Annotated in this window: 21 protein-coding genes; 6 read left to right on the top strand and 15 right to left on the bottom strand. The window is 67.5% G+C overall.

From position 1 onward, the window contains the following. Positions 1 to 3: 3 nt before the first annotated feature. The 8 genes from BSY239_RS03605 to BSY239_RS03570 form a co-directional block, all read right to left on the bottom strand. Entirely contained in the window at positions 4 to 492 is a 489-nt protein-coding gene (locus BSY239_RS03605) for a Cache 3/Cache 2 fusion domain-containing protein (protein WP_069045640.1), read from the bottom strand. 169 nt (positions 493 to 661) lie between these two features. Next, on the bottom strand, positions 662 to 946 hold the full coding sequence (locus BSY239_RS03600; RefSeq protein WP_069045639.1) for a hypothetical protein: 285 nt from the start codon (positions 944 to 946) through the stop codon (positions 662 to 664). Further along, entirely contained in the window at positions 947 to 1,636 is a 690-nt protein-coding gene (locus tag BSY239_RS03595; protein WP_069048749.1) for an alpha/beta hydrolase, read from the bottom strand. Between the two features lie 48 nt (positions 1,637 to 1,684). After that, the gene (locus tag BSY239_RS03590; protein WP_069045638.1) at positions 1,685 to 2,986 is read right to left on the bottom strand and encodes a TRAP transporter large permease; all 1,302 of its coding nucleotides are present in this window, start codon (positions 2,984 to 2,986) and stop codon (positions 1,685 to 1,687) included. Continuing rightward, positions 2,976 to 3,482, bottom strand: a complete 507-nt coding sequence (locus tag BSY239_RS03585) for a TRAP transporter small permease (RefSeq protein WP_069045637.1) — start codon at positions 3,480 to 3,482, stop codon at positions 2,976 to 2,978. The genes BSY239_RS03590 and BSY239_RS03585 overlap by 11 nt, the downstream gene beginning before the upstream one ends. Further along, positions 3,482 to 4,513 (bottom strand): TRAP transporter substrate-binding protein, encoded by a 1,032-nt coding sequence (locus BSY239_RS03580; RefSeq protein WP_069045636.1) that lies wholly within the window; start codon positions 4,511 to 4,513, stop codon positions 3,482 to 3,484. The genes BSY239_RS03585 and BSY239_RS03580 overlap by 1 nt, the downstream gene beginning before the upstream one ends. Before the next feature lie 52 nt (positions 4,514 to 4,565). Further along, entirely contained in the window at positions 4,566 to 6,137 is a 1,572-nt protein-coding gene (locus BSY239_RS03575; RefSeq protein ID WP_069045635.1) for an indolepyruvate oxidoreductase subunit beta family protein, read from the bottom strand. A 140-nt stretch (positions 6,138 to 6,277) separates the two neighbouring features. After that, positions 6,278 to 8,425, bottom strand: a complete 2,148-nt coding sequence (locus BSY239_RS03570; protein ID WP_069045634.1) for a thiamine pyrophosphate-dependent enzyme — start codon at positions 8,423 to 8,425, stop codon at positions 6,278 to 6,280. Between the two features lie 123 nt (positions 8,426 to 8,548). Between BSY239_RS03570 and BSY239_RS03565 the strand changes: the two genes are divergently transcribed. From BSY239_RS03565 to BSY239_RS03550, 4 genes are all read left to right on the top strand, one after another. Next, positions 8,549 to 9,481: a LysR family transcriptional regulator gene (locus BSY239_RS03565; RefSeq protein ID WP_069045633.1), complete on the top strand. Its 933-nt coding sequence runs from the start codon at positions 8,549 to 8,551 to the stop codon at positions 9,479 to 9,481. Positions 9,482 to 9,494: 13 nt separating this feature from the next. Next, a complete protein-coding gene (locus BSY239_RS03560) occupies positions 9,495 to 10,283 on the top strand; it encodes a 2-keto-4-pentenoate hydratase (protein WP_069045632.1) in 789 nt (262 codons plus the stop codon). 91 nt (positions 10,284 to 10,374) lie between these two features. Further along, positions 10,375 to 12,066 (top strand): AMP-binding protein, encoded by a 1,692-nt coding sequence (locus tag BSY239_RS03555; protein ID WP_069045631.1) that lies wholly within the window; start codon positions 10,375 to 10,377, stop codon positions 12,064 to 12,066. 42 nt (positions 12,067 to 12,108) lie between these two features. Then, positions 12,109 to 13,086 carry an NAD-dependent epimerase gene (locus tag BSY239_RS03550; protein WP_069045630.1) on the top strand — a complete coding sequence of 326 codons (978 nt, stop codon included), beginning with the start codon at positions 12,109 to 12,111 and terminating at the stop codon, positions 13,084 to 13,086. Here the strand turns inward: BSY239_RS03550 and BSY239_RS03545 are convergent. The 3 genes from BSY239_RS03545 to BSY239_RS03535 all read right to left on the bottom strand — a co-directional run bounded on the left by BSY239_RS03545 (position 13,074) and on the right by BSY239_RS03535 (position 15,025). Continuing rightward, a complete protein-coding gene (locus tag BSY239_RS03545; RefSeq protein ID WP_069045629.1) occupies positions 13,074 to 13,547 on the bottom strand; it encodes a low molecular weight protein-tyrosine-phosphatase in 474 nt (157 codons plus the stop codon). The genes BSY239_RS03550 and BSY239_RS03545 overlap by 13 nt on opposite strands. Before the next feature lie 96 nt (positions 13,548 to 13,643). Next, positions 13,644 to 13,949: an H-NS histone family protein gene (locus BSY239_RS03540; RefSeq protein ID WP_069045628.1), complete on the bottom strand. Its 306-nt coding sequence runs from the start codon at positions 13,947 to 13,949 to the stop codon at positions 13,644 to 13,646. A gap of 71 nt (positions 13,950 to 14,020) precedes the next feature. Continuing rightward, on the bottom strand, positions 14,021 to 15,025 hold the full coding sequence (locus tag BSY239_RS03535) for an RluA family pseudouridine synthase (protein ID WP_069045627.1): 1,005 nt from the start codon (positions 15,023 to 15,025) through the stop codon (positions 14,021 to 14,023). Positions 15,026 to 15,652: 627 nt separating this feature from the next. Here BSY239_RS03535 and BSY239_RS03530 point away from each other — a divergent pair. Further along, positions 15,653 to 18,832, top strand: coding sequence for an Rne/Rng family ribonuclease (locus BSY239_RS03530; protein ID WP_069045626.1), 3,180 nt, complete (start codon positions 15,653 to 15,655; stop codon positions 18,830 to 18,832). 99 nt (positions 18,833 to 18,931) lie between these two features. Here BSY239_RS03530 and BSY239_RS03525 read toward each other — a convergent pair whose 3' ends face one another. Genes BSY239_RS03525 through hemC form a run of 4 tightly spaced genes read right to left on the bottom strand, consistent with a single transcriptional unit; the run spans position 18,932 to position 23,238 of the window. Further along, positions 18,932 to 20,242, bottom strand: coding sequence for a heme biosynthesis protein HemY (locus tag BSY239_RS03525; protein ID WP_335583419.1), 1,311 nt, complete (start codon positions 20,240 to 20,242; stop codon positions 18,932 to 18,934). Continuing rightward, entirely contained in the window at positions 20,242 to 21,423 is a 1,182-nt protein-coding gene (locus BSY239_RS03520) for a uroporphyrinogen-III C-methyltransferase (protein WP_069045624.1), read from the bottom strand. The genes BSY239_RS03525 and BSY239_RS03520 overlap by 1 nt, the downstream gene beginning before the upstream one ends. Further along, positions 21,420 to 22,280, bottom strand: a complete 861-nt coding sequence (locus tag BSY239_RS03515; protein ID WP_236944130.1) for a uroporphyrinogen-III synthase — start codon at positions 22,278 to 22,280, stop codon at positions 21,420 to 21,422. Before BSY239_RS03515 ends, BSY239_RS03520 begins: the two co-directional genes overlap by 4 nt. 4 nt (positions 22,281 to 22,284) lie before the next feature. Beyond that, on the bottom strand, positions 22,285 to 23,238 hold the full coding sequence (gene hemC, locus BSY239_RS03510; RefSeq protein ID WP_069045623.1) for a hydroxymethylbilane synthase: 954 nt from the start codon (positions 23,236 to 23,238) through the stop codon (positions 22,285 to 22,287). Between the two features lie 151 nt (positions 23,239 to 23,389). Here hemC and ppc point away from each other — a divergent pair, with 151 nt between their 5' ends. Further along, entirely contained in the window at positions 23,390 to 26,224 is a 2,835-nt protein-coding gene (gene ppc / locus BSY239_RS03505) for a phosphoenolpyruvate carboxylase (protein WP_069045622.1), read from the top strand. Position 26,225: the final 1 nt, after the last annotated feature.

Raw genomic sequence — 26,225 nt, 5'->3', positions numbered from 1 at the left:
CCATCACTTCTTGTGACCGATGTAGCTGGCGCCGATCACTTTGCCGCCAGCATCCTTGATGGGGTTGTAGCAGGCATCAAAGGCGGTGCCGAGCACGTCGATAGGGCCGCAGAACTGCTGACCCTTGCTCACCGATTCGTAGGCGGCGTTGCGGGCGAGCTGGGTGCCCACGCCGCGCTTGCCTTCGGGCGTGAGCACGTTGGTGCTGACGCGCACAAACTCGTCGCCGTCTTTCACGAAGACGGTGGCGGTGGCCTGGTGGCTCTTGCGGATGCCGTCGACGACATCGAAGTTGTTGTTGATCTTGCGTTCGCCAAAGAAGATGGCGGGAACGGTCTTGCCGGCCACGGTGTCGGTGCCGTCGACGCGGGCTGCACCGATCTTGACCAGGCGGGCGTCGAGGTCGGCGATGGTGGCCTTGGGGTCGGCGGCGTGGGCGAAGGAGGCAGAGACGGCCAGCGTGGCCAGCATGAGGGCGCGGTTCAGTTTCATGAGAACTCCATATGAGACAAGGTTGATGAGGGGCATCCGGCGGATGTACCTCTGTATCGGTAACAACTTGTCAGACTTGAATTCTCAAGAGCCTGCGCGGGCATCAACGGGTGATAAGCCCCGTCTTGTGCGCCCAGTTCGGACCTTCAGCGCGCTGCAGGCGCCTGGTTCACACCAGCGTGACGAACCCCAGCCACCCCACCGCAACCCAGCGGTGGACCACGCTGGCCGGCTGGCGCCACACCGCGAACACCAGAAAAAGGTTGAAGGGCAAGGGGGCAAAGTGCACGGCGGCCGCCAGCCCGATGGGGAGGTCGGACGCCGCCATGGCCAGCGCCACGCCGGTGAAGAGCAGGTTGACCAGCGTGCCCACCAGCACCATGTCGCGCCAGAACAGCACGCGCATGGGCACCTCGGCACGCCAGCGGCGGGTGAAGAAGCCGGGTCCAGGCATTCAGCCCGCCAGCACGCGCATCAGCCAGGCGTTGAGATCGGCCACCTCCTGTGCGCACACCGAGTGCTCCATCGGGTAGGTGTGCCAGTCCACGCTGTAGCCCAGCGCCTGCAAGGCATCGCGCGATTCGGTGCCGCGCTGCACCACCACCACCGGATCGTGCGTGCCGTGCGCCAGAAAGATAGGCACGTCGCGGTTGGCCTCGCTGCGCTCGGCCTGCGTGCTTCCCGCCAGCGGCAGATAGCCCGACAGGCCCACCAGACCCGCCAGGCGCTGTGGCGCGCGCAGGCCGGCCATGAGCGTCATGGCGCAGCCTTGGGAGAAGCCCATGAGCACGGTGCGCGCAGCGGGCACACCACGCGCAAGCTCGCGGTCCAGCAGGGCCTGCACCAGCGCGCAGGATTCGCGCAGGCCGGCCTCGTCTTCCTGGCGCGACTGGCCGATGGGTGGGTGGATGTCGTACCAGGCGCGCATCTCGTAGCCGCCGTTGAGCGTGACCGGTCTCACCGGTGCCGTGGGGAATACAAAACGCACCGGCCCAAGGGCGTCCAGGTCGAGTTCTTGCGCGATCGGCACGAAGTCGTTGCCATCGGCGCCCAGTCCGTGCAGCACGACGATGCTGGCCACGGGCGTGGCGGCGGGGTTGCCGCCGGTGATCAGTTCGAGGGTTTCCAGGGTGTGTGAGGTCATGACCCGCAGCATAGCGGCTGCGGATCACCCCACCGGCGTCGTTTCACACTACTGCACGAAGCCCGGCAACCAGAGCGAGATGGACGGAAAGGCGCACAGGATGAGCAGGCGCAGCACATCCACACCGATGAAGGGCATGGTGCCCTTGTAGATGGAACCCAGCGGCACATCGCGCGCAATCGAGTTGATGACGAACACGTTCATGCCCACGGGCGGGCAGATCATGCCGAAGGTCACCGCCATCACCACGATCACGCCGAACCACACCGGGTCGAAGCCGAGCTGCATCATGGCCGGGAACACGATGGGCACGGTGAGCAGGATCATGGCCAGCTCGTCCATCACCGCACCCAGGATCAGATAGCCCACCATGATCAGCGCGAGCACGCCGTAAGGCCCCACCGGCAGGTGCACCAGAAAGTCCACCGCGTTCTGCGTGAACTGGGTGATGGTGAGGAAGTAGCCGAACAGGTAGGCCCCCACCACGATGAGCATGATGGCCGACGACACCCGCAGCGCACCGATCAGCGCGGCCTTGATCTGCACCCAGCCCAGCCGGCGCCGGATCATGCCGATGGCCAGCGTGCCCATGGCACCCACACCGGCGGCCTCCTGCACGGTGAACAGCCCCCCGTAAATGCCGCCCAGCACAAACATGAACAGCACCACCACCGCCCACAGCGCGCGCAGCGAGGCAAAACGCTCGCCCCAGCTGTGGCGCTCACCGCGCGGCAGGGCATCGGGCCGCAGGCGCGCCACGATCGCCACCACCACGCAGTAGAAAGCCACGGCCATGACGCCGGGGATGATGCCGGCGGCGAACAGCTTGGTGATGTCGGTCTCGGTCATGATCCCGTAGAGCACCATGATCACCGAGGGCGGGATCATGATGCCCAGCGTGCCGCCCGCGGCGATCAGCCCGGCGGAGAAGCCCGGGCTGTAGCCGGCGCGGCGCATCTCGGGCAAGGCCACCTGCGTCATGGTGGCCGCCGTGGCCACCGACGATCCGTTGATGGCCGAAAAACCACCGCAGGCCGCAATGGACGCCAGCGCCAGCCCGCCACGGCGGTGCCCGAGCCAGGCCCGGCCCGCCGCGAACAACTCGGTGCTCATGCCCGACTGCGAGGCAAACGCCCCCATCAGGATGAACATCGGGATCACGCTGAGGTTGTAGTCGGTGAGCACCGACAGCGGCACATTGGCCAGCAGGTTGAGCCCGGGTTGCAGTCCGGTGAGTGCGGCAAAGCCGCCGACACCGGCAATGCCCATGGCCACGCCGATGGGCACGCGCAGTGCCATGAGGCCGAACATGGCCACGAAGCCCAGCAGGGCCACCAGATCACGATCCATGGGCGGCCCCGTTCAAATCATCATTCGCGTCGTCGGCAATGGCCGCGCGGCCCTGCCACAGATGCACCAGGCGCACCAGCGCCAGCAGCGCCGCCACGCAGGCGCCCACGGCGGCCGCACCGTAGAACCACTGCAGCGGCAGCCGCAGGTCCATGGTGCCCTGGCTGCCGGTGCCCCCCACCTTGACCCAGACCATCCACGCCATGGGCAGGAGGAAGGCGGCGGTCACGCCGGTGCCGATCAGGTCCACGCGGCGCTGGCCGGCGGGCTTGAGCGCCTCCCACAGCAGGTCCACACAGATGTGGGTGCCGTAGTAGGTGGCCAGTGCGATGCCCCAGAACAGCGCGATGCCCTGCAGCATGCGCGAGCCGTCGAACCAGTCGGGGATCTGCACGCTGAAGGCGTAGCGCAGCAGCACGTTGCCCGCGGTCAACACCGCGATCAGCAGCAGCGAGAGCGCGGCCATCGTCTCGATGGCCGAGAGCAGCCGCTTCATCAGTTGGAGGCCTTGCGTGCCGCCAGTTCCTTGCGCAGATCGTCCAGGGCGGCCTGGCCAGGCACACCCGCGCCGTCAGCGGTCTTCACCCACTGGGTGTAGACCGGCTCGACCGCCTTCTTCCAGGCGTCGAGCTGGGCCGGCGTGATCGTCACGATGGTGTGGCCGGCCATCTTCTCCAGCTTGGCCTGGCCGGCGTCTTCCTCGTCGCCCCAGGCTGCTCCAACCTTGCCGGCCCACTCGTTGTTGCAGTGGTCGTCGATGACCTTTTTCTGGCCGGCAGCCAGCTTGTCGTACCAAGGCTTGTTCATGACCCACACGAAGTCCGAGCTGTAGAGGCGCAAATCGCTGTGGTACTTCACGGCCTTGTCGATGCCGAAGGTGACGATGGAGTTCCACGGGAAGGTGATCGCATCGGCCAGGCCCTTGTCGAGCGCGTCGCGCGCCTCGGGCGCGGAGACCTGCACGTTGGTCGCGCCCAGCAGCGTCATGGCCTGGGCCACCGTGCCGTTGGCCGAGCGGATCTTCATGCCCTTGAGCTGGCCGGGTTCGGTGATCGGCTTCTTGGCATGGAAGGTGCCCACGTGCACGTGCGCGAAGCAGAACTTCACGTCCTTCATTTCGGTGGCGGCGTACTTGCGGTACCAGGCATCCAGCCCGGCAGAACCCGGGCCGGGCTTGCCGATCAGGAACGGCAGTTCACCGGCCGCCACGACAGGGAAACGGCCGGCCTGGTAACCGGGGTTGACCCAGGTCATCTCGGCGATGCCGTCGCGCGCCATGTCGTAGTGGTCGGCCGCCTTGCCCAGCTGCTGAGCGGGGAACAACGCCACCTTGATCGACCCCTTGGACGCCGCCTCCACCGATTTGGCCCAGGGCTCGAAGCCCAGCTTGGCCAGCGGGTGCATGGCCGGCAGCCAGTGGGCGAACTTCATTTCGACCGGCTTGTCTTGTGCCTGGGCACCCAGCGCGGACAGCAGCAGGGTGGCGGCGGCAATGGCGCGCAGGGTGGTGTGGGTGCGGGTCTTCATGGTGTGTCTCCTGTTGTGGTGGATGTCGCGAGATCGAAACGCTGCTCGGGCTTCAGGTGCCCGTGGTCAGCGGCGCGTCCTTCGTGGGCCGGGCGGCCCAGAAGATGGGTTGGGCACCGGCCGGTGGCCGGTGCGCCGTGTTGAGTTTGCCTTCGGGGTCGGCCAGCGTGGTCTTGAGCGCAGCGCGCAATCCGTCGGCAGCATTGTCGGCGGCGACGGCACCGGTGAGCGCCGGCACCACGTGGTTCGCCCACAGGCGTGCGTAGTTCAGGCGGCCGCGCGCCTGCGTGTCGCCATAACCTTTGAGCACCTGCGGCAGCCCGCTGAGCTCCAGCGCGAGCGCGGGCGCCTGCGGCAGCACCTGGCGCATGGCGCCCAGCCACACGGCCATGGTGTCGTGCTCCTGGGCGTAGCGCAGCGAGCGCGGGCGCAGGGGGCGCAGCCAGGCCAGGCCGCGCAACATCAAAAAGCCCCACAGGCTGGTGGAGCGGATGTGCAGGCCCACATGGGCCTTGCCCATCCAGCCACGGCGGGTGGCCAGCGACACCAGGCGCTCGCCGAGCGCGCGCGGCAGCACTGCGGCCACCTCGTCGATACCGGGCTTGAAGTGCTCGGTCACGCGCACGATGTCGCCGGGGCGGACCTGCGCCTCAAGGGCCACACGTGCATAGCGGCTGCGCCGCGTCTTCAGGTCGGCCACGCGGATCACGTCTTCAAAACACATCCAGAGCGCGAGGTGGCGCACCGCTTCGTCCAGCGCTTGGGCCGCGGCGGGCGTGGCGACCTCCACCAGACCCTGCGCGTGCATCAGAAAGGCATCGGCGTAGGCGTCGTTCTGGTAGTCGCGGCAACGCAGCGCGCCGTGTGCGGCGAGCAGTTGCACCGAGGCCGGCCAGGCCTGCAGGCGAACCGTCCAGGCCTGGCGAAGTGGCGCGGGCAGGTCGGCATCGTCCAGCACCTGGAGCGCGTCGCGCGACACCTCGGGCTCGGGCATCGAGGGCTGGTGCGCTTCGTCAAACGCTGCGGCAAACCCGGCCAGGCTGGCCTGCACGCCCTTGCCGGAGGTGCGGATCACGTCCTCGCAGACGCTGCGCGGCCAGGGCAGCACACCGGCACCGGCGAGCGCGCCGAACATCACGGCCGAGATCACCGTGCCAGCCTGCGCCGTCACCGCCTCCATGTCGAACAACACGGTGTGTCGGGCCATTGCGCGCGCCGCATCGAGCAGGCGCTGCGGGTCCTGGCGGCCGTCGGCCATGTGCATCTTTTCCAGCGTGGTGTAGACGCGGTGGGTCGATGACAGCAAGGTGGTGCGACCGGTGACGAACCCACGCTCGACCATGCGCGAGGCCTCAAGCAGTTCGCTGGCCACCACCACGTCCACACAACCGGGCACCGGCGTCAGGCCGAACACGGGCTGCGCCGGGCCGGGCAGCGGCTCGCGCAGCAGCTCGATGTAATAGCTGGTGGCGCCCGTGCGTTGCGCCACACCGGGCACCGACGTGGCCTGCACCGGCAGGCCGTGGCGCAGCGCGCACTGCACCAGCCAATCGGCCAGCACACCGCCGCCCTCACCGCCCAGAGCTGCGATCAGGATGCCGTAGGAGTGGTCTTGTGGATTCATATCAGTGATTCATGGCCCGAGGCCCAGACGCGCCTTCAAGGGATGCCAAGGGTCCGGCTCCGCCGGCCCAAGGCATCGTCCCCCTCCGGCCGAAGGCCAGAGAGGGGGAAGACGCGAAGCGGCGCAGGGGGTGCTTCATGTCAGGTCGGCTGCAGCAGGCCGATGAAAAAGCGGTTGAAGCGGTCGGTGGTGCGGTCCCACCAGCTCGGGTGCGTGACGATCTCGACCTTGTGGAAGGACGGGCACAGCACGGCGGCATCGGCCACCTCGCCGCACAGGCCGCAGCCCACACAGGCGTTGGTCACGTGCGCCACCGGTTCGCGTCGCAACGGGTCGGCCGTTTCCTTGACGGTGAGCGTGGGGCAGCCCGAGAGACGGATGCAGGAGTGGTCGCCGGTGCAGGTGTCTTCGTCCACGCCGTAGCGTGTGCGCACGCTGCGCCGGCCTTCCTTCAGGCGGCGTGCGCGGATGGGTTTGAGGCGGCGCTGGCGCTCCAGCTGGCATTCGCCTTCGGCGATCACGACCTTCAGGCCCATGAACGGCGAATTGACCGCGTCCTTCAGCAGATCGCGCACCTGCGAAACACGGTAGTTGTGCACCGTCCTGATCCACTTCACGCCCATGCCCTTGAGCGTGTTCTCGATCGTGAGTTCGTTGACCGTGGCGCTCGCGCCTTCGGCCAGCAGGCGCGCGTCCGACGCGGGTGTGGACATGGTCTCCTGCGTGCCCGTGGCCGAGGTGTAGCCGTTCTTCATGATCACCAGCACACCGTCGCCCTGGTTGAGCAGGGTCGAGCTCACGCCCGAGAGCAGGCCGTTGTGCCAGAAGCCGCCGTCGCCCATGATCGCGATCGGTCGTTTGGCCGAGAAGTTCTTCACAGCCGCGCTCGACGCCATGCTCATGCCGTAGCCGAGGATGGAGTTGCCGAACGAGAACGGTTCGAAGGTGGCGAACGAGTGGCAACCGATGTCGGTGGAGATGTGCAGCTTGCCCACCTCGCGCTCGACCAGTTTGAGCGCGGCAAACACCGGGCGCTCGGGGCAGCCGGTGCAGAAGTTGGGCGGGCGCGCGGGCACGCCGCCGCCAAGTTCGGCGAGTGCGCGCGTGCGGGTCTCGGCCAGATCGGTGCTGAACTGCCGGGCCACCGATGTGTCGAGCGCGGGCAGGTGCTCGGACGCGAACGCGGTGATGCCCTTCAACAAAATTTCGGCCGTGTACTCGCCGCCCATGGGCAGCAGGTCCTTGCCGTGCAGGCGGGTCTGCAGGTCGGCGCGGCGCAGCAGCGTGGCGATGTCCTGCTCGATGAATTCGGGCTGGCCTTCTTCAACCACCAGCACCGCGCGTTTGCCCGCGCAGAAGGCCGCGATCTGACCCGGCACCAACGGGTACACCACGTTGAGCACCAGCATGGGAATGTCGGTGTCGCCGGTGGCGTTGGCCAGACCGGCCTGCTGCAGAGCCCGGATGGTGGTGTTGTACAGACCGCCCTGAACGATCAGGCCCACATCGGCATACTGGCCTTCAAAGTGTTCGTTCAGGCCGGCCTCTTCGATGAACTTGCGCGCCGCCGGCATGCGCACTTCGTACTTGAGCTTCTCGTGGCGGAAGGTCGCGGGCGGGTGCGAGAGGCGGTCGTAGTTGAAGCTGGCCGCTTCCTGCTGCAGGAGGCGGCTGGAGATGGCGGGCGCGATGTTGTCGCTGGCCACAAAACTGCCCTGGACATGGCAGGCGCGGATGCGCAGCTCGATCATCACCGGCGTGTTCGATGCCTCGGAGAGCTCGAACGCTTTCTCCGTCATGCGCACGATGGTGGGCAGGTTGGGCCGCGGGTCCATGAGCCACAGTGCCGACTTCATGGCGAACGCGTGCGTGCGTTCCTGGATCACGCTGGCGCCTTCGCCGTAGTCCTCGCCGACCACGATCACCGCACCACCCATCACGCCGGGCGAGGCCAGGTTGGACAAGGCGTCCGATGCGACGTTGGTGCCCACCACCGACTTCCAGGTCACGGCGCCGCGCACGGGGTACATGATGGACGCCGCCAGCATGGCGGCGGCCGAGCTTTCGTTGGTGCAGGCTTCCACGTGCACACCCAGCTCGTCCATGTAGGGCTTGGCCTGCACCATCACGTCGAGCAGGTGCGAGATCGGCGAGCCCTGGTAGCCGCCCACGTAGGTCACGCCCGATTGCAGCAGCGCCTTGGTCACGGCCAGGATGCCCTCGCCCTGGAAGGTCTCGCCCTGGCCGAGTTTCAGCGCTTCAATCTCGCTGTGAAAAGAACGTTCCAACCGCGTGTCTCCTTGTCTTGAGCATTTGAATTTAGGACGCGCAGCAGCATCTGGCCAATGGATTGATCTGATGTGGTGCATTCACCAGATGGATAATTCGGGACAACCCTTAGAGGTCTTCAGATGAACTTCCGGCAACTCGATCTCAACCTCCTGCGCGTGCTCGCGGCCATCCACCGCACCGGCTCGGTGACCGCTGCGGGCAAGGCGCTGGCGCTCTCGCAGCCCGCCACCAGCAATGCGCTGGCCCGCCTGCGCGACTACTTTCAGGACGATCTTTTTGTGCGCTCACCGGGTGGCCTGCAGCCCACTCGGTTGTGCGAACGCCTGGCGCCCGAGGTGCAGACACAACTGCAGATGCTGGAGACGGCGGTGACCGTGCGCGACGACTTCGACCCCGCGCGCAGCGACATGCGCTGGCGCCTGTCCTTGTCCGACCTGGGCGAGATGATGTTTCTGCCGCCGTTGGCAGCGGCCTTGCGCCAGCAGGCGCCGCAGGCCCGCCTGACCAACATCTCGGTGGCCGCCGACGATGTGCCGGCCGCGCTGGAGTCGCGCGAGATCGACTTCGCCATCGGCATCCTGCAGCCTCACCACCGCGGCGTTCGCGCCGAACTGCTGTTTCGCGAGCACTACGTGGCCATGACCTCACCACGCTGGCGCCCCGCCAGCGGCAAGGCAGGCCGCACGCTGAGCGCGCGCCAGCTGGCCGAGTCGTCGCTGGTGGTGGCCGCGCCCACCGCCACCTTTCATGGCAGCGTGGAGCAGATGCTGGTGCGCATGAAGCTGGGCGACCGCGTGGTGATCCGTGCGCGCCACTTCGGAGCCCTGCCCGAGCTGGCGCTCAACACCGACCTGCTGACCATCGTGCCGCAGATGTACGCGGCCAACGTGGGCCAGCGCATGGACATGCGCGTGTGGGAATTGCCACGCGCCGCCGCGCCCAGCTACGACGTGCGCCTGGTCTGGCACGCCAGCACCGCCAAGGACCCGGCGCACCAGTGGATACGCGCGCAGGTGCACCGCCTGTTCGGGCGGGCGCAAGGGGCTGCGTGAATATCATGGGCGCATGACACCACACACCCTGCTGAACCACCTCGACCAAGGCCGCCTCTGGCCTGCCCCCTGCGGCCTGTCACTCGACGAAGCCTATGCACAAGCACTGGCGGTGCGCCAGTTGCGCATGGCGCGCGGCGAACAGCCTCGTGGCTACAAGGTCGGCTTCACCAACCGCTCCATCTGGCCCCGCTACAACGTGTTCGCGCCCATCTGGGGCAGCGTCTGGGACAACACGCTCACCCTGTGCGAGGGCGAAGGCAAGGTGTCGCTCGCCCTCACCTGCCAACCCCGGCTGGAGCCCGAGGTGGTGTTCGGCCTGAAGGCCACGCCCGCCCCCGACGCCACGCTCGACGATCTGTTTGCGGCCATCGACTGGGTCGCGCCCGGCTTCGAGGTGGTGCAGTCGCACCTGCCGGACTGGAAGTTTGTGCCCGCCGACACCGTGGCCGACGGCGGCCTGCACGCGCGCCTGCTGGTGGGCAGCCGCACACCGGTGCGCGATCTCGCTTGTGACGCCAACGCACTCGACACCCTGCTCGCCCAGGCTCAGGTGAGCCTGCTCAGGAACGGCGAGGTGGTGGAAGAAGGCCGGGGCTCGAACGTTCTGGACAGCCCGCTGCGCGCGTTGCTGCACTTCACGCAAACCTTGCGCGCCTGCCCGGGCGCACCCGACCTGCAGGCCGGCGACGTGGTCACCACCGGGACATGGACCGACGCCTGGAAAGTTGCGCCCGGCGAGCACTGGGCGGCACGGTTCTCCTCACCCTTGCCCGGCCTGGCGGTGACTTTCGCGGCTTGACCCGCGCCCGTGCTTGCAGGTGAAACCCTCTAAACACAAGGCAGGAGCCTTGGTAGATTCCTGCGTCATACCCACAACGGAGACAAGCTACATGACCAAGATCGCACCGGACCTGCTGGCACTGCAGCGCCTGTACCACTGGGAGAAAACCGCACCGACCCGCGTGTCCCTCACGCAGCCCATGGGCAACGGTGCCGTGCAGGAGTTCACCTGGGCCCAGGTGGGAGACCAGGTGCGCCGCATGGCAGCCCACCTGCAGTCCCACGGCTGGGAGCCCGGCTCCAAGGTGGCGATCCTGTCCAAGAACTGCGCCTGGTGGATGATGAGCGACCTGGCCATCTGGATGGCGGGCTACGTGTCGGTGCCGCTGTACCCCACGCTGGCGCCCGAAACCATCCGCCAGATCCTCACCCACAGCGAGGCCAAGGCACTCTTCGTGGGCAAGCTCGACGGCTGGGAAGGCATGAAGCCCGGCGTGCCCACCGACCTGCCCTGCATGAGCTACCCGCTCTCGCCGCCAGACGCGGTGAAGAATTTCGAAGGCTGGGACGCCATCTGCAAGCGCAGCCAACCGCTGCAGGGCGAGCCGCTGCGCGATGGTGAAGAACTCGCCACCCTGATCTACACCTCGGGCACCACCGGCATGCCCAAGGGCGTGATGCACACCTTCGCCAACTTCGCCTGGGCGCTCGACGCCGGCCTCAAGCGCATCCCCATGACCGGCAACGATCGCATGCTGTCGTACCTGCCATTGGCCCACGTGGTCGAGCGCATGCTGGTCGAACACGGCTGGCTGCGCACAGGCATGCATGTGTTTTTTGCCGAGTCGCTCGACACCTTCGCGGCCGACCTGCAGCGCGCGCGCCCCACCATCTTCTTCTCGGTGCCGCGCCTGTGGGTCAAGTTCCAGCAGGGCATCCACCACAAGATGCCGCCGGCCAAGCTCAACCGCCTGCTCGGCATTCCGATCCTGGGCGGCATCGTGCGCAAGAAGGTGATGAAAGCCCTGGGCCTGGACCAGTGCAAGTTCGCCGCCGGCGGCGCCGCGCCCATGCCCATCGCCCTGCTGCAGTGGTACAGCAAACTCGGCCTGAACATCAACGAGGGCTACGGCATGACGGAGAACCTCGCGCTCTCCCACATCACCGAACCCGGCAAGAACCAGCAAGGCACGGTCGGCCCGGCCTACGAAGGCGTGGAACACCGCATCGACCCCGAGACCGGCGAGGTGCAGATGCGCAACCAGGCCATGATGCTGGGCTACTACAAGGAGCCGGAGAAGAGCGCGGAGAGCTTCACCGCCGACGGTTGGCTCAAGACCGGCGACAAGGGCACGATCGACAAACAGGGTTTGCTGCGCATCACCGGCCGGGTGAAAGACCTGTTCAAGACCGGCAAGGGCAAGTACGTGGCACCCGCGCCCATCGAAGACAAACTGGTGATGCACCCCGCGGTGGAAGCCTGCGTGGTCACCGGCGCCAACCTCGGCCAGCCGCTGGGCATCGTGATGCTCAACGCCGAAACCGTGGCCCAGGTGGCCGATGCGGGTGCACGCAGTGAGCTGGAAGCGTCGCTGGCAGCCCACCTCAAGACCATCAACGCCACGTTGGACCCGCACGAACAGCTGCAGTGCATCGTGGTGGTGACCACCGCGTGGACGGTGGACAACGACGTCATCACCCCGACCTTCAAGGTCAAGCGCAACCGCATCGAAGACCTCTATGCCCGTCACTACGAAAAGTGGGAAGCGTCCGGCAAAAAGGTCATCTGGCAACAAGGCTGAGTGTTCACCGAGAGGGCATGCCGCGCTGGTTAACATCGCGGCATGCACATCCTCCTCACCGGCGCCGCCGGCTTTATCGGCATGCACACCGCCCTGCGCCTGCTGGCGCGCGGCGACACGGTGCTCGGCATCGACAACCTCAACGATTATTACGACGTGGCGCTCAAGCAGGCCCGGCTCGCGCCGCTGCGGCAGCACGCGGGTTTTCAGTTCGAGCAGATAGACGTCGCCGACCGCCAGGCCATGGCCCGGTTGTTTGCGGGCGAGCGTTTCGACGCGGTGGTGCATCTCGCGGCGCAAGCCGGCGTGCGCTATTCGATCACGCACCCCAACGCCTACCTCGACAGCAACTTGAGCGGCTTCGGCCATGTGCTCGAAGGCTGCCGCGCGCAGCAGCTGGGCCACCTGGTCTACGCATCAAGCTCCAGCGTGTACGGCGGCAACACCAAGATGCCCTTCGAGGAGACCGACGCGGTCGACCACCCGGTGAGCCTGTACGCGGCCACCAAAAAGGCCAACGAGTTGATGGCCCACACCTACAGCCACCTCTACGGCCTGCCCACCACCGGCTTGCGCTTCTTCACCGTTTACGGCCCCTGGGGCAGGCCCGACATGGCCTACTACTCGTTCACCCAGGCCATGCTCGCGGGCCACCCGATCAAGGTGTTCAACCACGGGCAGATGAAGCGCGATTTCACCTACATCGACGACATCGTTGAAGGCGTGCTGCGCGTGCTGGACAAACCGGCCACGCCGCAGAACGCGGGCGGCCCGCCCTACCGCATCTTCAACATCGGCAACCACGACCCGGTGCCGCTGCTGGAGTTCATCGGCTGCATTGAAACCGCGCTGGGTCGCACGGCCGACAAACAGTTCCTGCCCATGCAGGACGGTGATGTGCCCGCCACCTACGCCAGCACCGACGCGCTGCGCGAGTGGGTGGGCTTTGCACCTTCAACGCCGCTGGCCGAGGGCATCCAGCGGTTTGTGGCCTGGTACCGCCAATATCACCAGGTCTGAACCACCCGCCTGAGCACGCCATCCACGCCCTGCTCGCACAGACGAAGCACCGTCTCGAAGCCGGCCGCGTTGCCGTAATAAGGGTCCGGCACCTCGCTGCGCTCCTCGACCCCCGCGTATTCCAGAAACAGATGCAGCTTGTGCTGGTGGTGTTCAGGGCAGATGCGCTGCAACTGACCGAGGTTGTCCCGGTCCATGGCGAGGATCAGGTCAAAACGATCGAAGTCTTCGTCAATGACCTTGCGCGCCCGCTCCCGGAGGATCTGGTCGTAACCCCGCTCCTGAGCCAGTGCCACGGCCCGCCGATCCGCCTTTTCACCCTGGTGGGCACCCAAGGTGCCGGCCGAGTCCAGCGCCACCCGATCGGCCAGTTGCCGGCGCGCCACCTCGGCGTGCATCACGCTGGCGGCCAGGGGAGAGCGGCAGATGTTGCCCATGCAGACGAGGAGAATCTTGAACATGGCGCCAAGGATAACGAGCCGGACCCAACCGAAAGGCAAGCCCGAAAAAACAAAACCCGCCACAGGCGGGTTTTGCGGGTTCGCGTTTGGGGCGGATCAGATCAGGTAGTCGTCAACGCTTTTGCCCGACGCCAACACAGCGCGCACCCACTCGGGTTTGCGGCCTGGACCACCGGCCCAGAGTTCGCCGTTCGGGCCGCGGTATTTCGGCGCCGACACCGATTTGGATTTGGCCGGTTTTTTGCTGCCGGTCGTGCCGCCCAGATCGGCCACCGAAATGCCGAATTGCTTCATTTTGGCCTTGATGTCGGCAATCACGGAAGCAAGTTCGTCTTTGCGCGCCTGCTCGGCCTGGGCCATCAGGGTTTGCGCTTGCGCCATGAGTTCGGAATAGCTTGCCATTGAGAAATCCTTGTTGAAGTTGGAAACGGATCGGAACGATTGATTGCACTCTGCCGATGCAGGCCTGCATTCTAATCGCGTTTTTCCGGAACGGGTTGCGCCCAAGCCTTCAGTTCGGCTGGCAGTTCCGCCATGAACTCAATCGATGCATTTGTTACCGGATGGTTCAATCGCAGGCGCCAGGCGTGCAGAAACATGCGCTTCAATCCCGCGCGCGCCAATTGCCGGTTGAGTTCGAAATCGCCGTATTTGTCATCACCCGCAATCGGATGCCCGGCATGCGAAAGGTGCACGCGGATCTGGTGTGTGCGCCCGGTTTTGATGGTCACTTCCAGCAGGCTCAGGCCTTCGGGCAGCACAGCAGACAAGGCCAGCGGTGCCGGAATGCGGGCCGCCACCTTGACCAGACTGACCGAATGCATGCCATCGGGATCTTCCTTGGTGGTCACCTTGACCCGTCGCTCGCCGTCGGCCAGCAGGTATTTGTGCAATGGCTGATCCAGCACTTTCAGTCGCGCCGGCCAAGCGCCTTTGACCAGCGCCAGATAGGTCTTGCCGGTTTCCCGTTCGCGAAATTGATCCTGCAAGGCCTTGAGCGCGCTCTTCTTCTTCGCAATCAGCAGCAGGCCGCTGGTTTCGCGGTCGAGGCGGTGCACCAATTCGAGCAAACGGGCCTCCGGCCGCGCCTGGCGCATTTGCTCAATGACACCAAAACTCACCCCGCTGCCGCCGTGCACCGCCACGCCGGCAGGTTTGTCGATGGCGAGAAATGCCTCGTCTTCAAACACCACCGGGAATCGCCGCGCAGGTGCGGGATTGAGCCGTTTTTCTTCAGCGCGCTCCGACACGCGAATCGGCGGGATGCGCAACACATCACCGGCCTGCACCCGGTCATCGGCCCCCACCCGGCCCTTGTTCCGTCGCACCTCGCCCGAGCGGATGATGCGGTAAATGTGGGTTTTGGGGACACCCTTGAGTTCGCGGATCAGGAAATTGTCGAGCCGCTGCCCGGTCGACTCTTCGTCCACCGTGAGGTGCCGCACGGCGGCGGCTGGGGGTGTTGGGAGCTGACTCACAGGAAATCGAGGGGGGAATCGAGGGAAAGCGAGGGGAAATAGGACACCAACGCGGTGGATGGCTGTCTATAATGCGTCACTCGCGTCACGTGCCGTAAGTGATTGATTTGCCTTGAGTTTAAGGCACGCACTGACGGCGCAGACCTCCCGGCACGACAAAGCAGGAGACCGACGCGAGATGGTTGCCACCCGCAGCACCCGGCCCCCCCCGCCGCACCCGCAGTCATTCCCCGTGGAATCCTGGTGCGGTCAAGGTCCGGTCGACGCCGCGGGCGAACCGGTTGATGAAAACAGCGAACCCGATTACGGAATACCCCAATCGACCAGCTTTCCAACGTGAAGCTGGCCGAGGACAAAGTGAACACAGAGATAACCCGGCCAGATCCATGTCATTGACAGCCATCCAGCCTTCCCTGCTCACCCAACTCCACGCGCCTACGCCCTGACCTGGCGGTTCGACGCGGCACCTCGGTGCCTGCCTGTGTTGAACGCCTTCCCCGAACCGCGGGTCATCGGCTCTCCGGCAATTCCTCCCCCGTTCGCTTTTTCCGCTGGTTCACGGCGAGTTGACGCCTGTGGTCTTCCGACCCGGGCGTCCTTGTGTGTTTGAACGAAGGAAATCGCATCATGAAACGCATGCTGATCAACGCCACGCAGGCCGAAGAGCGCCGGCTGGCCATTGTGGACGGGCAAAAACTGCTCGACTACGAAATCGAAATCGAAGGGCGCGAACAGCGCAAGGGCAACATCTACAAGGCCGTCGTCACGCGCGTCGAGCCCTCGCTGGAAGCCTGCTTCGTGGACTACGGCGAAGACCGCCACGGCTTCCTGCCGTTCAAGGAAATCTCGCGCCAGTATTTCGCCGCGGGTGTGCCGGTCAACCAGGCCCGCATCAACGACGTCATCAAGGAAGGCCAGGAACTGCTGGTCCAGGTGGAGAAAGAAGAACGCGGCAACAAGGGCGCCGCCCTCACCACGTTCGTGAGCCTGGCCGGCCGCTACGTGGTGCTGATGCCGAACAACCCGCGCGGCGGTGGCGTGAGCCGTCGCATCGAGGGCGAAGACCGCCAGGAACTCAAGCAGGCGCTGGACCAGCTTGAGTACCCAAACGGCATGAGCATCATCGCGCGCACCGCCGGCATCGGCCGCGACGCGCCCGAACTGCAGTGGGACCTGAACTACCTGCTCAAGCTGTGGAACGCCATTGACGGCGCAGCCCAGGGCGGCAAGGGCGCCTACCTGATCTACCAGGAATCGAGCCTGGTGATCCGCGCCATCCGCGACTACTTCAACGGCGACATCGGCGAGATCCTGATCGACACCGACGACATCTTTGAACAGGCGCACCAGTTCATGAGCCACGTGATGCCCGAGCACGGCCATCGCGTGAAGCGCTACCGCGACGACGCACCGCTGTTCTCGCGCTTCCAGATCGAACACCAGATCGAAACCGCCTACAGCCGCACCGTGCAGCTGCCCAGCGGCGGCGCGATCGTGATCGACCAGACCGAAGCGCTGGTGGCGGTGGACGTGAACTCGGCCCGCTCCATCAAGGGCGGCGACATCGAAGACACCGCCACCCGCACCAACCTGGAAGCGGCCGACGAAGTGGCCCGCCAGGCCCGCCTGCGCGACCTGGGTGGCCTGATCGTGATCGACTTCATCGACATGGACGAGTCGAAGAACCGGCGCGACGTGGAAAACCGCCTGCGCGACGCGCTGCGCCAGGACCGCGCCCGTGTGCAGTTCGGCGCCATCAGCAAGTTCGGCCTGCTGGAAATGAGCCGTCAGCGCCTCAAGCCCGCGCTGAACGAAGGTTCGTCCATCCCCTGCCCTCGCTGCGGTGGCTCGGGCCACATCCGCGACACCGAGTCGTCGGCGCTGCAGATCCTGCGCATCATCCAGGAAGAGTCGCTCAAGGACAGCACAGCCGCCGTGCTGGTGCAGGTGCCGGTTGAAGTGGCCAGCTTCCTGCTCAACGAGAAGCGCACCGAGATCACCAAGATCGAACTCAAGCAGCGCATCAGTGTGCTGCTGGTGCCCAACAAGTCGCTGGACACGCCCAACTACAAGCTCGAGCGCCTGAAGCACGACGATCCGCGCCTGGACAACCTGGACGCCAGCTACAAACTGGCCGACGAGCCGGACGAAGCCACCGGCTTCACCCGCCGCAGCCAGGAACGCACCAACAAACAAGAGCCGGTGATCAAGGGCGTGTTGCCCGATGGTCCGGCACCCGTGGCGGCACCCCGCCCCGAGGTGGTGGCACCGGTTGCGGCGCCCGTGGTCGCCAAGGCAGCGGCCGCTCCCGTGGCTGCTGCACCGGCTGAAAAAGGCTTCTTCGGCTGGCTCAAGAGCCTGTTCGGTGGTGCCGACGCCCCGCCCGTGGCACCGAAGCCCGCCGTGGCCGCGCCGGCCGCCAAGCCGGGTGCTCGTGAAGAGCGTGCCGATGGCCGTGGTCCGCGTGAAGGTGGTCGCGAAGGCGGTCGTGATGGCCGCAGCCGCGGTGGACGTGGTGGCGCCGAAGGCCGTGGTCAGCGTGAAGGTGGTCGTGAAGGCGGCCGTGGTGGCCGTGACGGCGGCCGCGAAGGCCGTCCGGTGGAAGGCCGCGAACCGCGCGCCGAAGGCCGTGTGGAAGGACGTCCGGAAGGCCGTGCTGAAGGCCGAGGCGAGGGTCGCAGGGGCGAAGGCCGAGGTGAGCCGCGTGGCGAAGGCCGCAACGAAGCGCGTGGCGAGCCCCGCGCTGAAGGCCGCGGCGAAGGCCGGGGCGAACCGCGTGGTGAAGGCCGTGGCGAACGGGGTGAAGGTCGCCGAGGCGATGGTCGCCGCGACAACCGCCGCGACGCCGCACCGGTGGACGGCGCAGCGCCGGCCGAACTGGTGAACGGCGCGCCGGTCAACGCACCGGGCGAAGCCTCCGAAGGCGGCGACAACCAGCGCCGTGGTCGAGGCGGTCGCGGTGGCGAGAACCGCCGCCGCCCGGCCGAAGGCGCCGAAGGCCAGGCCCCGGTGACGCAGAACGATGCAGCTCCCGTGGCGCAAGACGCGGGCGACAACCCCGAAGCAGCCCGGGAAAGCGAGATGCCTGAAGGCGGCGACGGCGCACCACGCGCCCCGCGCGAACGCCGCAGCCGAGACCGTTATGGCCGCGACCGCCGCGAGCGCGGCCCGCGTGATGCCAACGGTGCCCCCGAAGGCGCCGAGGGTGAGACGCCCGCCGAGATGCCTGCGAGCGAAGTGGCTTTTGCCGCCGCTTCGACGCCGGTGGTTTCGGCAGAGCCGATGGACGAAGCCCCCACGCGCAGCTACTTCAGCCTGCCGGTGGATGCAGCGCCCGCACCAGTGGTGAACGAGCCCCCCCTGGCCGCGCCTGCACCCGTTGCAGCGCCTGTCGCTGCGCCGGTGATGGAGCAGGCCGCCCCGGCACCGGTCATGGCACCCGCCGTGATGGCAGCGGTCGCGGCTCCTGTGGCCGCACCGGCACCGGTGGCAGCACCAGCGCCGGCTGCGAAGCCCGCCGCACCGGTGGTGGCAGAAGCCCCCGCAGCCCGTGGTCTGCCCAAGGTGGGCAGCTTCACGCTGCCCTTGGACGCGATGCAGCAGGTTGCCCAGGCCAGCGGTCTGGAGTGGGTCAACTCCAACGCCGACAAGGTGGCCCAGGTCCAAGCCGCGATCGCTGCCGAGCCCAAGCCCGTGCACGTGCCGCGCGAGCCCAAGCCGGCGGTGGTGCTGGACGACGGCCCGTTGGTGCTGGTGGAAACGCGCAAGGATCTGCGCGACATGCAGCTGCCGTTCGAGGCACGCTGATCGGTCATCACCGTCAGGCGCCCCGCGCCTGACGGTGCATCCCCCCAAAAAGAAAAGCGCCCGAGGGCGCTTTTCTTTTTGGGCGGTGGGCCGTGGTGTTCAGTCGAGCAGAGCCGCTTGTTTCCAGGCCGCTTGTGCCGCCGCCTCGTCCCCGCGCTCTTCGGCCAGGCGGGCCAGCGACCGCCAGGTGCGGCGCAGCAGCGCGGCGTCACGCAGGCCATGGCTGGCCTGCGTGAGCAACTGGCTGGCCTTGCCCCAGAGCTGGCGCTGCATGAAAGCCTGCCCGGCGAGGTACTGCAGCAAGGCGTTGTTGGGTGACATTCGTTGCTGCTGTTCCAGCCGCGCGAGCCAGGCACTGTCGAGTTGCGGCAGCCCGGGCTCGAAGGCCGTGACGAGTTGCCGCTGCTGACCCGCTTCAAGCGTGTCGAACTGCTGCCACAGCGGCTCCAGCCACGCGCGCAGGCGCTGCGCCACCGCGCGGGCTTCGTCGCTGTCGGTGTCCTCGTGTTGCAGCACGAGCTGGTTGCCGCGCCGTGCCGCGGCCAGTGCCAGCTCGGGCATCGCGCGCTCGCTGGCGTCCAGACCGTTCAACACCACCTCGAGTTGGGCCATGTCGTGGGCTTCGCGCAGGGCGTCGAGCACCAGCCCGCGCACGATGCTGCGCGCCGTGTCGGGCGAAAACGCCTTGTGTTTGGCGAGCAGGCGCGCGGTCTCCAGGGCTTCGGCCGTGGCGCCGCCCAGTCGCGCCACCCGCAACTTCAGGCGCAGCGCCTGGATGCGGCGGCCTGCGCCCTGCGGCAACTCGGCCAGGCGGCTGCGTGCGGCCTCCACGTCGCGGTCTTCCACCGCCCAGCGCACGGCGCGCAACAAGGCGCCTTCGGAAGCATCGGGAGCGCCCCTGGCCAGTGCCGGGTCGAGCGCCGCCTGCAGGTTCTCGTCGCGCCGCTCGCGGTTTTGCAGCGACTGCGCGCTTTCGGCCACCAACAGGTGGGCCAGCACCTGCAACTGGTCGCGGCGCGGCCACTGGTTGGCCGAGACCGACTTGAGCTGGTCCAGCGCGTGCTGCGCCGCTGACTGCGCGCGCACGAACCGCCCCGCGAGCTGGTGCGCCAGCGCGTCCATGACCGACCCCACCACCGAGCGTTCGACCTGCTGGATGCGCCAGCGCTGGGCGCGCATGGGCAGATCGCGGATGGTGCCGATGGCCAGCAGCGCAGCGTGCAGCAGCACAAAGCCGGCGATCAGGCAAAAGAGAACGAGGTTGAAGGAAACGTCGAACCGGTACGGTGGCCAGAACAGCGTGACCGTGCTGGCGTTGTGCCCCACCAGCAACGCCAAAGCCACCGCCACCGCTGCCAGGCCCAACAGCCAGAACACGCTGCGCATCGCGCCCCGCTGGCGGCTGCGCATCAGCGACCTCCCGCGGCGGAGGCCAGCGCGGCCAGGGTTTCGTCGGGGCGCGGCACGTCGGTGGCGACCAGGTCGCGGCGCAGGCGGGCCACCAGGGTTTGTGCGTTGGCCACCTGGGGCACGCTGGTGTCGAAGTAGCGCGCCATCGCCAGTTCCACCGCCAGCAGATCGGCCTGGCTGGTGGTCCATTGGCGGGCCAGCAGACCAAGCCGGGCGTTGAGCAGCTTGAGCTTGAGGTTTTCGCGCAGGAAGAAGGCTTGTTCGGGCGCGAGCAGCGCGGCTTCGGGGCGGTCGATGCGGCTCACGCGAACGAGTTCGCGGCCACTGCGCGTGACCTCGGCCCAGGTGCGCGCCCAGAATGCGCCCCACCAACCGGAGACGCGGCTCCAGCCGGCGCTGAGTCCGCCCTCTTCGGCCGCCGCGTCCACGGGGGGCACCGGCTCGGTGACCACCACGGGCTCACTCGCTTCTGGCGGTACAGGCTTCACCGTTGCGGCCTTGGCAGCGGGCGCCGGCTTTGGGTAACCCACCTGGTTGAGCACAGGCCACTCGTCCACCTGCCGGGCCAGCTCGTCCAGGCGCAACACCAGCGACGGAATGTCGGCCAGGGGCGCCGCCTGGATGCGGTCGATGTCGCGGGCAATGGCCCGCTGCACCGGGTTCAAGCGGGGCTGGGCGGCGCGGGCGATGCGCTGGTCGGCCGCTCGCAGCGCCGCCACCAGCGGCTGCGTGCTGCCCGTGAGCAGGGCTTGCTGCTGCGCCAGCTTCACCGCCGACTCCAGGTCCTGCACCAGGTTGTCGTCGCGCGAACGCGAGAGCGCGAGCATCAGTTCTTCGAGCTGGCTGCGCTGCAGGCTCACCTCGGACAGGCGCACTTCGGCCACCGTCAGGCGGCCCTGCAGTTCCTGCGCGAGCGCTTCGGCCTGCGCGGCGAGCGTGCGGGCCTCCACCGCCTGGGCGCCGCTGTCCTGCACGCGGCGCGCCAGCTCTTGCTGCGTGAAAGTGAGCTTTTGCCACAGCATGCCGGTGAACACGAGCGCGAGCGCACCGAGCAGCAAGGCCATCCACACCACACCCTGCCCCGCACGGCGCACCGGTGCAGGAGCCGGCGCTGGCGCGCTCACCGCAGCAACAGGTGCCGGGGTGTCGGTGGAGGGTGGAAGGGGTTGGTTGGAGCTCATGGTGCGGACCGCTCCGATTCTAGGGCGCGCAACACGTCATTCAGGCTCGGGCGTGATTCGATCACATGGCCAAAGCCGGTCTCGCGCGCCGCTTGCGCAATGCGCGGGTGCGTGGCCAGCGCCGTGGCAGCGCCCCAGTGCGCTTGCGGCTGCAACACGCGCAACGCGGCCAGCGCTTCGGAACTGCTGAACAGCCACACGCTGCCGGCCTTGGTGGCCTCAAGCATGCGCTGCGCATCGCCCTCGCCGAGCACCGGCGGGCGGCGCTCGTAGGCGATGCAGCCGTCGATCCGCGCGCCCGCGGCCTCGCATTGGTGGATCAACCAGTCGCGCCCGTTGCCGGCCACCGGCCCGGCGCCGGGTGGTGCGTTCACAGAGAGGCCGCGCACGATCAGGATGCGGCTGCCGGCGCGCACCTGCGGGGCCACCACCGGCCAGAGGTGTTCGGAGTCGAACTGGGCGGCGTCATCGGGGGGCGAGTCGATGCGATCCACCGCCACACCGAGTGTGGTCAGCGCCTGGGCCAGGAGGCGCACCGTGCCGGGGCCGGGCGCCCAGAAGCGGGTGGTGATCGGGGCGGTGGGCGGCGCCACGCCATCGGCAAAAAAGTGGCTCACGGCCGCGCCGCTCACAAACATCAGGGCGTCGGCCCGCTGCCAGTCGGCCCGCCAGGCCTGCAGCGCGGCCCTGGCTTGCTCCGACGTGGGTTCTCCGATGTCGATCAGGGGCAAGGCGTGGGCCGGCCAGCCATGGGCGTGCAGGACCTGCACCCACTGCGCCGCCTCGGTCGCGGGCCGCGTGACGATCAGCCGCGCCACCCGGCCGGGTTCGGGCCGCCGGGCGGTGGTGGCATTCAAGGCTTCAGACCTCCACCGGCGGCGGTGTGGCGCCGGCCGCGCGCAGGTCGGCGGCCACGCGCTGGCCCAGCGCTTCGGCGTCGGCCAGGGACTGCACACTGGCCTGGCCGTTCACGCGCACCACGGCTTGCCGGCCCTCGGGATCGCCCCAAGCGGCTTCCAGCCGCAGCGTGCCATCGGCCTGCCAGTCCGCATAGGCCGCCAGCGGCATGGAGCAGCTGCCGCCCATGGCGCGCGACACCGTGCGCTCGGCCGCCACGCGCTGCCAGCTGGCGGTGTGCGCCAGCGGCGCGAGGGCGTCGATGAGGTCTTGCCGATCGGCCCGAACCTCGATGCCCAGGGCGCCCTGGCCCGCGGCGGGCAAAGAATCGACCGGCTCGAAGATGTGGCGGATGCGCTCGCCCAGGCCCAGGCGCTTGAGGCCGGCCGCGGCGAGCACGATGGCGTGGTACTGGCCTTCGTCGAGCTTGCGCAGGCGCGTATCGAGGTTGCCGCGCAGCGGTTCGATGCGCACGTCGCTGCGGCCCAGCCGGTCCAGCGATTCGCGCAGCAGCACCAGGCGGCGCAGGCTGGAGGTGCCCACCACCGCGTTCGCCGGCAGCTCGGCCAAACCGGCGCAGTGCGGCGACACCCAGGCGTCGCGCGGGTCTTCGCGCTCCATCACGCAGGCCAGCGCAAAGCCTTCAGGCAGTTGCATCGGCACGTCCTTGAGCGAATGCACCGCGATGTCGGCGCGGCCCTCATCCAGCGCGACTTCAAGCTCCTTGACGAACAATCCCTTGCCGCCGACCTTGGACAGGCTGCGATCCAGGATCTGGTCGCCCAGTGTCGTCATGCCCAGCAGCGTCACGCGGTGGCCCAGGCCTTCGAGCAAGGCCTTGACGTGTTCGGCCTGCCACAACGCCAGACGGCTCTCGCGGGTGGCGATGGTGATGGCCAGGGAGTTGGAAGTGGGCATGGGATTCAGGGAAAACGGGGGCGGCACAACCCGCCAACTTGGTACCCGGTTCGTAACCGGGCAGGGTGTTTTTGGATGCTAGCATGGCCCTTCCACCGGGTTTTCCCCAGATCACCCGGCCCTGTCGGCAGGCCACTCATTTCCCACCACCATGAGCCGAACGATCGCGTCCACCCGCACCCGCTCCACCAGCCGCACCGACAAGGACCAGCCCCTCATCGACGACATCCGCCTGCTCGGCCGCATCCTGGGCGACGTGATTCGCGAGCAGGAGGGCCAGGCCGCCTTTGAACTCATCGAGAAAATCCGCCAGCTCTCGGTAGCGTTTCGTCGCCACGACGACCAGTCGGCCGACAAGGCGCTGAAGAAACTGCTCAAGGGCCTGAGCGGGGACCAGACGGTGAGCGTGATCCGCGCCTTCACCTACTTCAGCCACCTGGCCAACCTGGCCGAGGACCGCCACCACATCCGCCGCCGCGCGGTGCACGAGCGCGCGGGCGAGCTGCAGGAAGGCAGCCTCGCACGCACCCTGCAGCGCCTGCACAAGGCCGGCATTGCGCCGGGCGCGATCATCGACACGCTGGCGCACAGCCACATCTCCCCCGTGCTCACGGCGCACCCCACCGAGGTGCAACGCAAAAGCATCCTGGACGCCGAGCGCGCCATTGCACGCCTGCTCGGGGAGCGCGACGAGCAGGAACGCCTGCCACGCGAACTCGCCGACATCGAAGCGCAGATTCGCGCCCGCGTCACCCAGCTCTGGCAGACGCGCCTGCTGCGCTTCACCAAGCTCACCGTGGCCGACGAGATCGAAAACGCGCTGAGCTACTACGAAGCCACCTTTCTCACGCAGATCCCGCGCCTGTACCGCGATCTGGAAGAAGGCCTGGGCGACCAGGGCGAGAGCGCCGTGATCGCGCCGTTCCTGCGCATGGGCCAGTGGATCGGCGGCGACCGCGACGGCAACCCCAACGTGACCGCGCAAACGCTCGAACTCGCGCTGCACAGCCAGGCCGACATGGTGCTGCGCCACCACCTCACGCAACTGCACTTTCTCGGCGCAGAACTCTCCGTGTCGGCCATGCTCACCCGCGTGAGCGCGGGCATGCAGGCCTTGGCCGAACGCTCGCCCGACACCAATGCCCACCGCCAGGACGAACCCTACCGCCGCGCGCTCACCGGCATGTACGCGCGTCTGGCGGCCACGCTGAAAAACCTCACCGGTGGCGAAGCCGCCCGCCACGCGGTGGCGCCCCAACACGCCTACGGCAGCGCCGCCGAACTGCTGGCCGACTTGCGCACCATCGAAGCGTCCCTCAAGTCGCACCATGGCGAAGCACTGGCGCGCGCCCGGCTGCGGCCGCTGATGCGCGCGGTGCAGGTGTTCGGCTTTCACCTCGCCACGGTCGACCTGCGGCAAAGCTCCGACAAACACGAGGAGGTGGTGGCCGAGCTGCTGGCCGCCGCGCGCATCGAGCCCGATTACTCGGGGCTGGATGAAGCGGGCAAGCGGCTGGTGTTGCTGCGCCAGCTCAACGACGCGCGCCCCCTGCGTGTGCCCGGTGTCACGTACTCCGCGCACACACTGGGTGAGCTGGCCATCTTCGACACCGCGCGCAGCGGGCGCGAGCGCTTCGGAGCGCAGGCCATTCGCCACGCCATCATCAGCCACACCGAAACCGTGAGCGACCTGCTTGAAGTGTTGCTGCTGCAGAAAGAGGCCGGCCTGATGCGCGGCACGCTGCATGAAGACGCGGTCTGCGACCTGATCGTGGTGCCGCTGTTCGAGACCATCGAAGACCTGCGCAATGCCGCGCCCATCATGCGCGAGTACCTCGCCCTGCCCGGTGTGCGCGCCATGGTCGAGCGTGGCGCGACGGATGGCTACTGCGAGCAGGACATCATGCTCGGCTACTCCGACAGCAACAAGGACGGCGGCATCTTCACCAGCAACTGGGAGCTGTACCGGGCCGAGATCGCGCTGGTCGAATTGTTCGACTCGCTCAACCACGGACGGGACAAACCCATCCAGCTCCGAATGTTTCATGGACGCGGCGGCACGGTCGGCAGGGGCGGTGGCCCGAGTTTCCAGGCCATCCTCGCGCAGCCGCCAGGCACTGTGCGCGGCCAGATCCGCCTGACAGAACAAGGTGAGGTGATCGGCTCCAAATACGCCAACCCCGAGATCGGCCGGCGCAACCTGGAGACGCTGGTGGCGGCCACGCTGGAGGCCACGCTGCTGCAGCCCACGCGCAACGCGCCCAAGGCCTTTCTGACCGCAGCCGACGAGCTCTCGCGCCAGAGCATGGCGGCCTACCGCGCCCTGGTCTACGACACCCCGCGCTTCGCCGAGTATTTCTTTGCCGCCACGCCCATTCGAGAGATCGCCGAGCTCAACATCGGCTCGCGCCCGGCCTCGCGCAAGGCCACGCAGAAGATCGAAGACCTGCGCGCAATCCCCTGGGGCTTCAGCTGGGGCCAGTGCCGCCTCACGCTGCCGGGCTGGTACGGGTTTGGCACCGCGGTGCACACCTTCCTGCACCGCGACGGCCCCAAAGGTGTCGCCGCGCAAAAGGCGCTGCTGCAGAAAATGGTGAAGCAATGGCCGTTTTTCAGCACCCTGCTCTCCAACATGGACATGGTGCTGGCCAAGAGCGATCTGGCGCTCGCCTCGCTGTACTCCGAGCTGGTGCTCGACAAGCGCCTGCGCAAACAGGTGTTCACTGCGATCGAAGCCGAGTGGCACCGCACAGCCGATGCGCTGGCGCTGATCACCGGTGAGAAACAGCGCCTGGTGAACAACGCTGCGTTGCAACGCTCCATGCGCCACCGCTTCCCTTACATCGATCCGCTGCACCACCTGCAGGTGGAGCTGGTGCGGCGCTACCGCGCCGGCGAGAACGACGCCGACCGCAACGAGCGCGTGCGCCGCGGCATCCACATCTCGATCAACGGCATTGCGGCTGGCCTCAGGAACACAGGGTGAA

The organism is Hydrogenophaga sp. RAC07 (genome assembly GCF_001713375.1).
Classification (GTDB): domain Bacteria; phylum Pseudomonadota; class Gammaproteobacteria; order Burkholderiales; family Burkholderiaceae_C; genus Hydrogenophaga.
The sequence above is the reverse complement of the archived record's forward strand: the minus strand, read 5'-3'. Positions and strand labels throughout refer to the sequence as shown.

Bases quoted from the DNA above. Each gene is read 5' to 3' on its own strand.
- BSY239_RS03590 (WP_069045638.1), bottom strand. From the start codon at position 2,986: ATGGATCGTGATCTGGTGGCCCTGCTGGGCTTCGTGGCCATGTTCGGC.
- BSY239_RS03530 (WP_069045626.1), top strand. From the start codon at position 15,653: ATGAAACGCATGCTGATCAACGCCACGCAGGCCGAAGAGCGCCGGCTG.
- BSY239_RS03580 (WP_069045636.1), bottom strand. From the start codon at position 4,513: ATGAAGACCCGCACCCACACCACCCTGCGCGCCATTGCCGCCGCCACC.
- ppc (WP_069045622.1), top strand. From the start codon at position 23,390: ATGAGCCGAACGATCGCGTCCACCCGCACCCGCTCCACCAGCCGCACC.
- BSY239_RS03575 (WP_069045635.1), bottom strand. From the start codon at position 6,137: ATGAATCCACAAGACCACTCCTACGGCATCCTGATCGCAGCTCTGGGC.
- BSY239_RS03540 (WP_069045628.1), bottom strand. From the start codon at position 13,949: ATGGCAAGCTATTCCGAACTCATGGCGCAAGCGCAAACCCTGATGGCC.
- BSY239_RS03525 (WP_335583419.1), bottom strand. From the start codon at position 20,242: ATGCGCAGCCGCCAGCGGGGCGCGATGCGCAGCGTGTTCTGGCTGTTG.
- BSY239_RS03545 (WP_069045629.1), bottom strand. From the start codon at position 13,547: ATGTTCAAGATTCTCCTCGTCTGCATGGGCAACATCTGCCGCTCTCCC.
- BSY239_RS03520 (WP_069045624.1), bottom strand. From the start codon at position 21,423: ATGAGCTCCAACCAACCCCTTCCACCCTCCACCGACACCCCGGCACCT.
- BSY239_RS03560 (WP_069045632.1), top strand. From the start codon at position 9,495: ATGACACCACACACCCTGCTGAACCACCTCGACCAAGGCCGCCTCTGG.
- BSY239_RS03585 (WP_069045637.1), bottom strand. From the start codon at position 3,482: ATGAAGCGGCTGCTCTCGGCCATCGAGACGATGGCCGCGCTCTCGCTG.
- BSY239_RS03600 (WP_069045639.1), bottom strand. From the start codon at position 946: ATGCCTGGACCCGGCTTCTTCACCCGCCGCTGGCGTGCCGAGGTGCCC.
- BSY239_RS03555 (WP_069045631.1), top strand. From the start codon at position 10,375: ATGACCAAGATCGCACCGGACCTGCTGGCACTGCAGCGCCTGTACCAC.
- BSY239_RS03605 (WP_069045640.1), bottom strand. From the start codon at position 492: ATGAAACTGAACCGCGCCCTCATGCTGGCCACGCTGGCCGTCTCTGCC.
- BSY239_RS03550 (WP_069045630.1), top strand. From the start codon at position 12,109: ATGCACATCCTCCTCACCGGCGCCGCCGGCTTTATCGGCATGCACACC.
- BSY239_RS03565 (WP_069045633.1), top strand. From the start codon at position 8,549: ATGAACTTCCGGCAACTCGATCTCAACCTCCTGCGCGTGCTCGCGGCC.
- hemC (WP_069045623.1), bottom strand. From the start codon at position 23,238: ATGCCCACTTCCAACTCCCTGGCCATCACCATCGCCACCCGCGAGAGC.
- BSY239_RS03595 (WP_069048749.1), bottom strand. From the start codon at position 1,636: ATGACCTCACACACCCTGGAAACCCTCGAACTGATCACCGGCGGCAAC.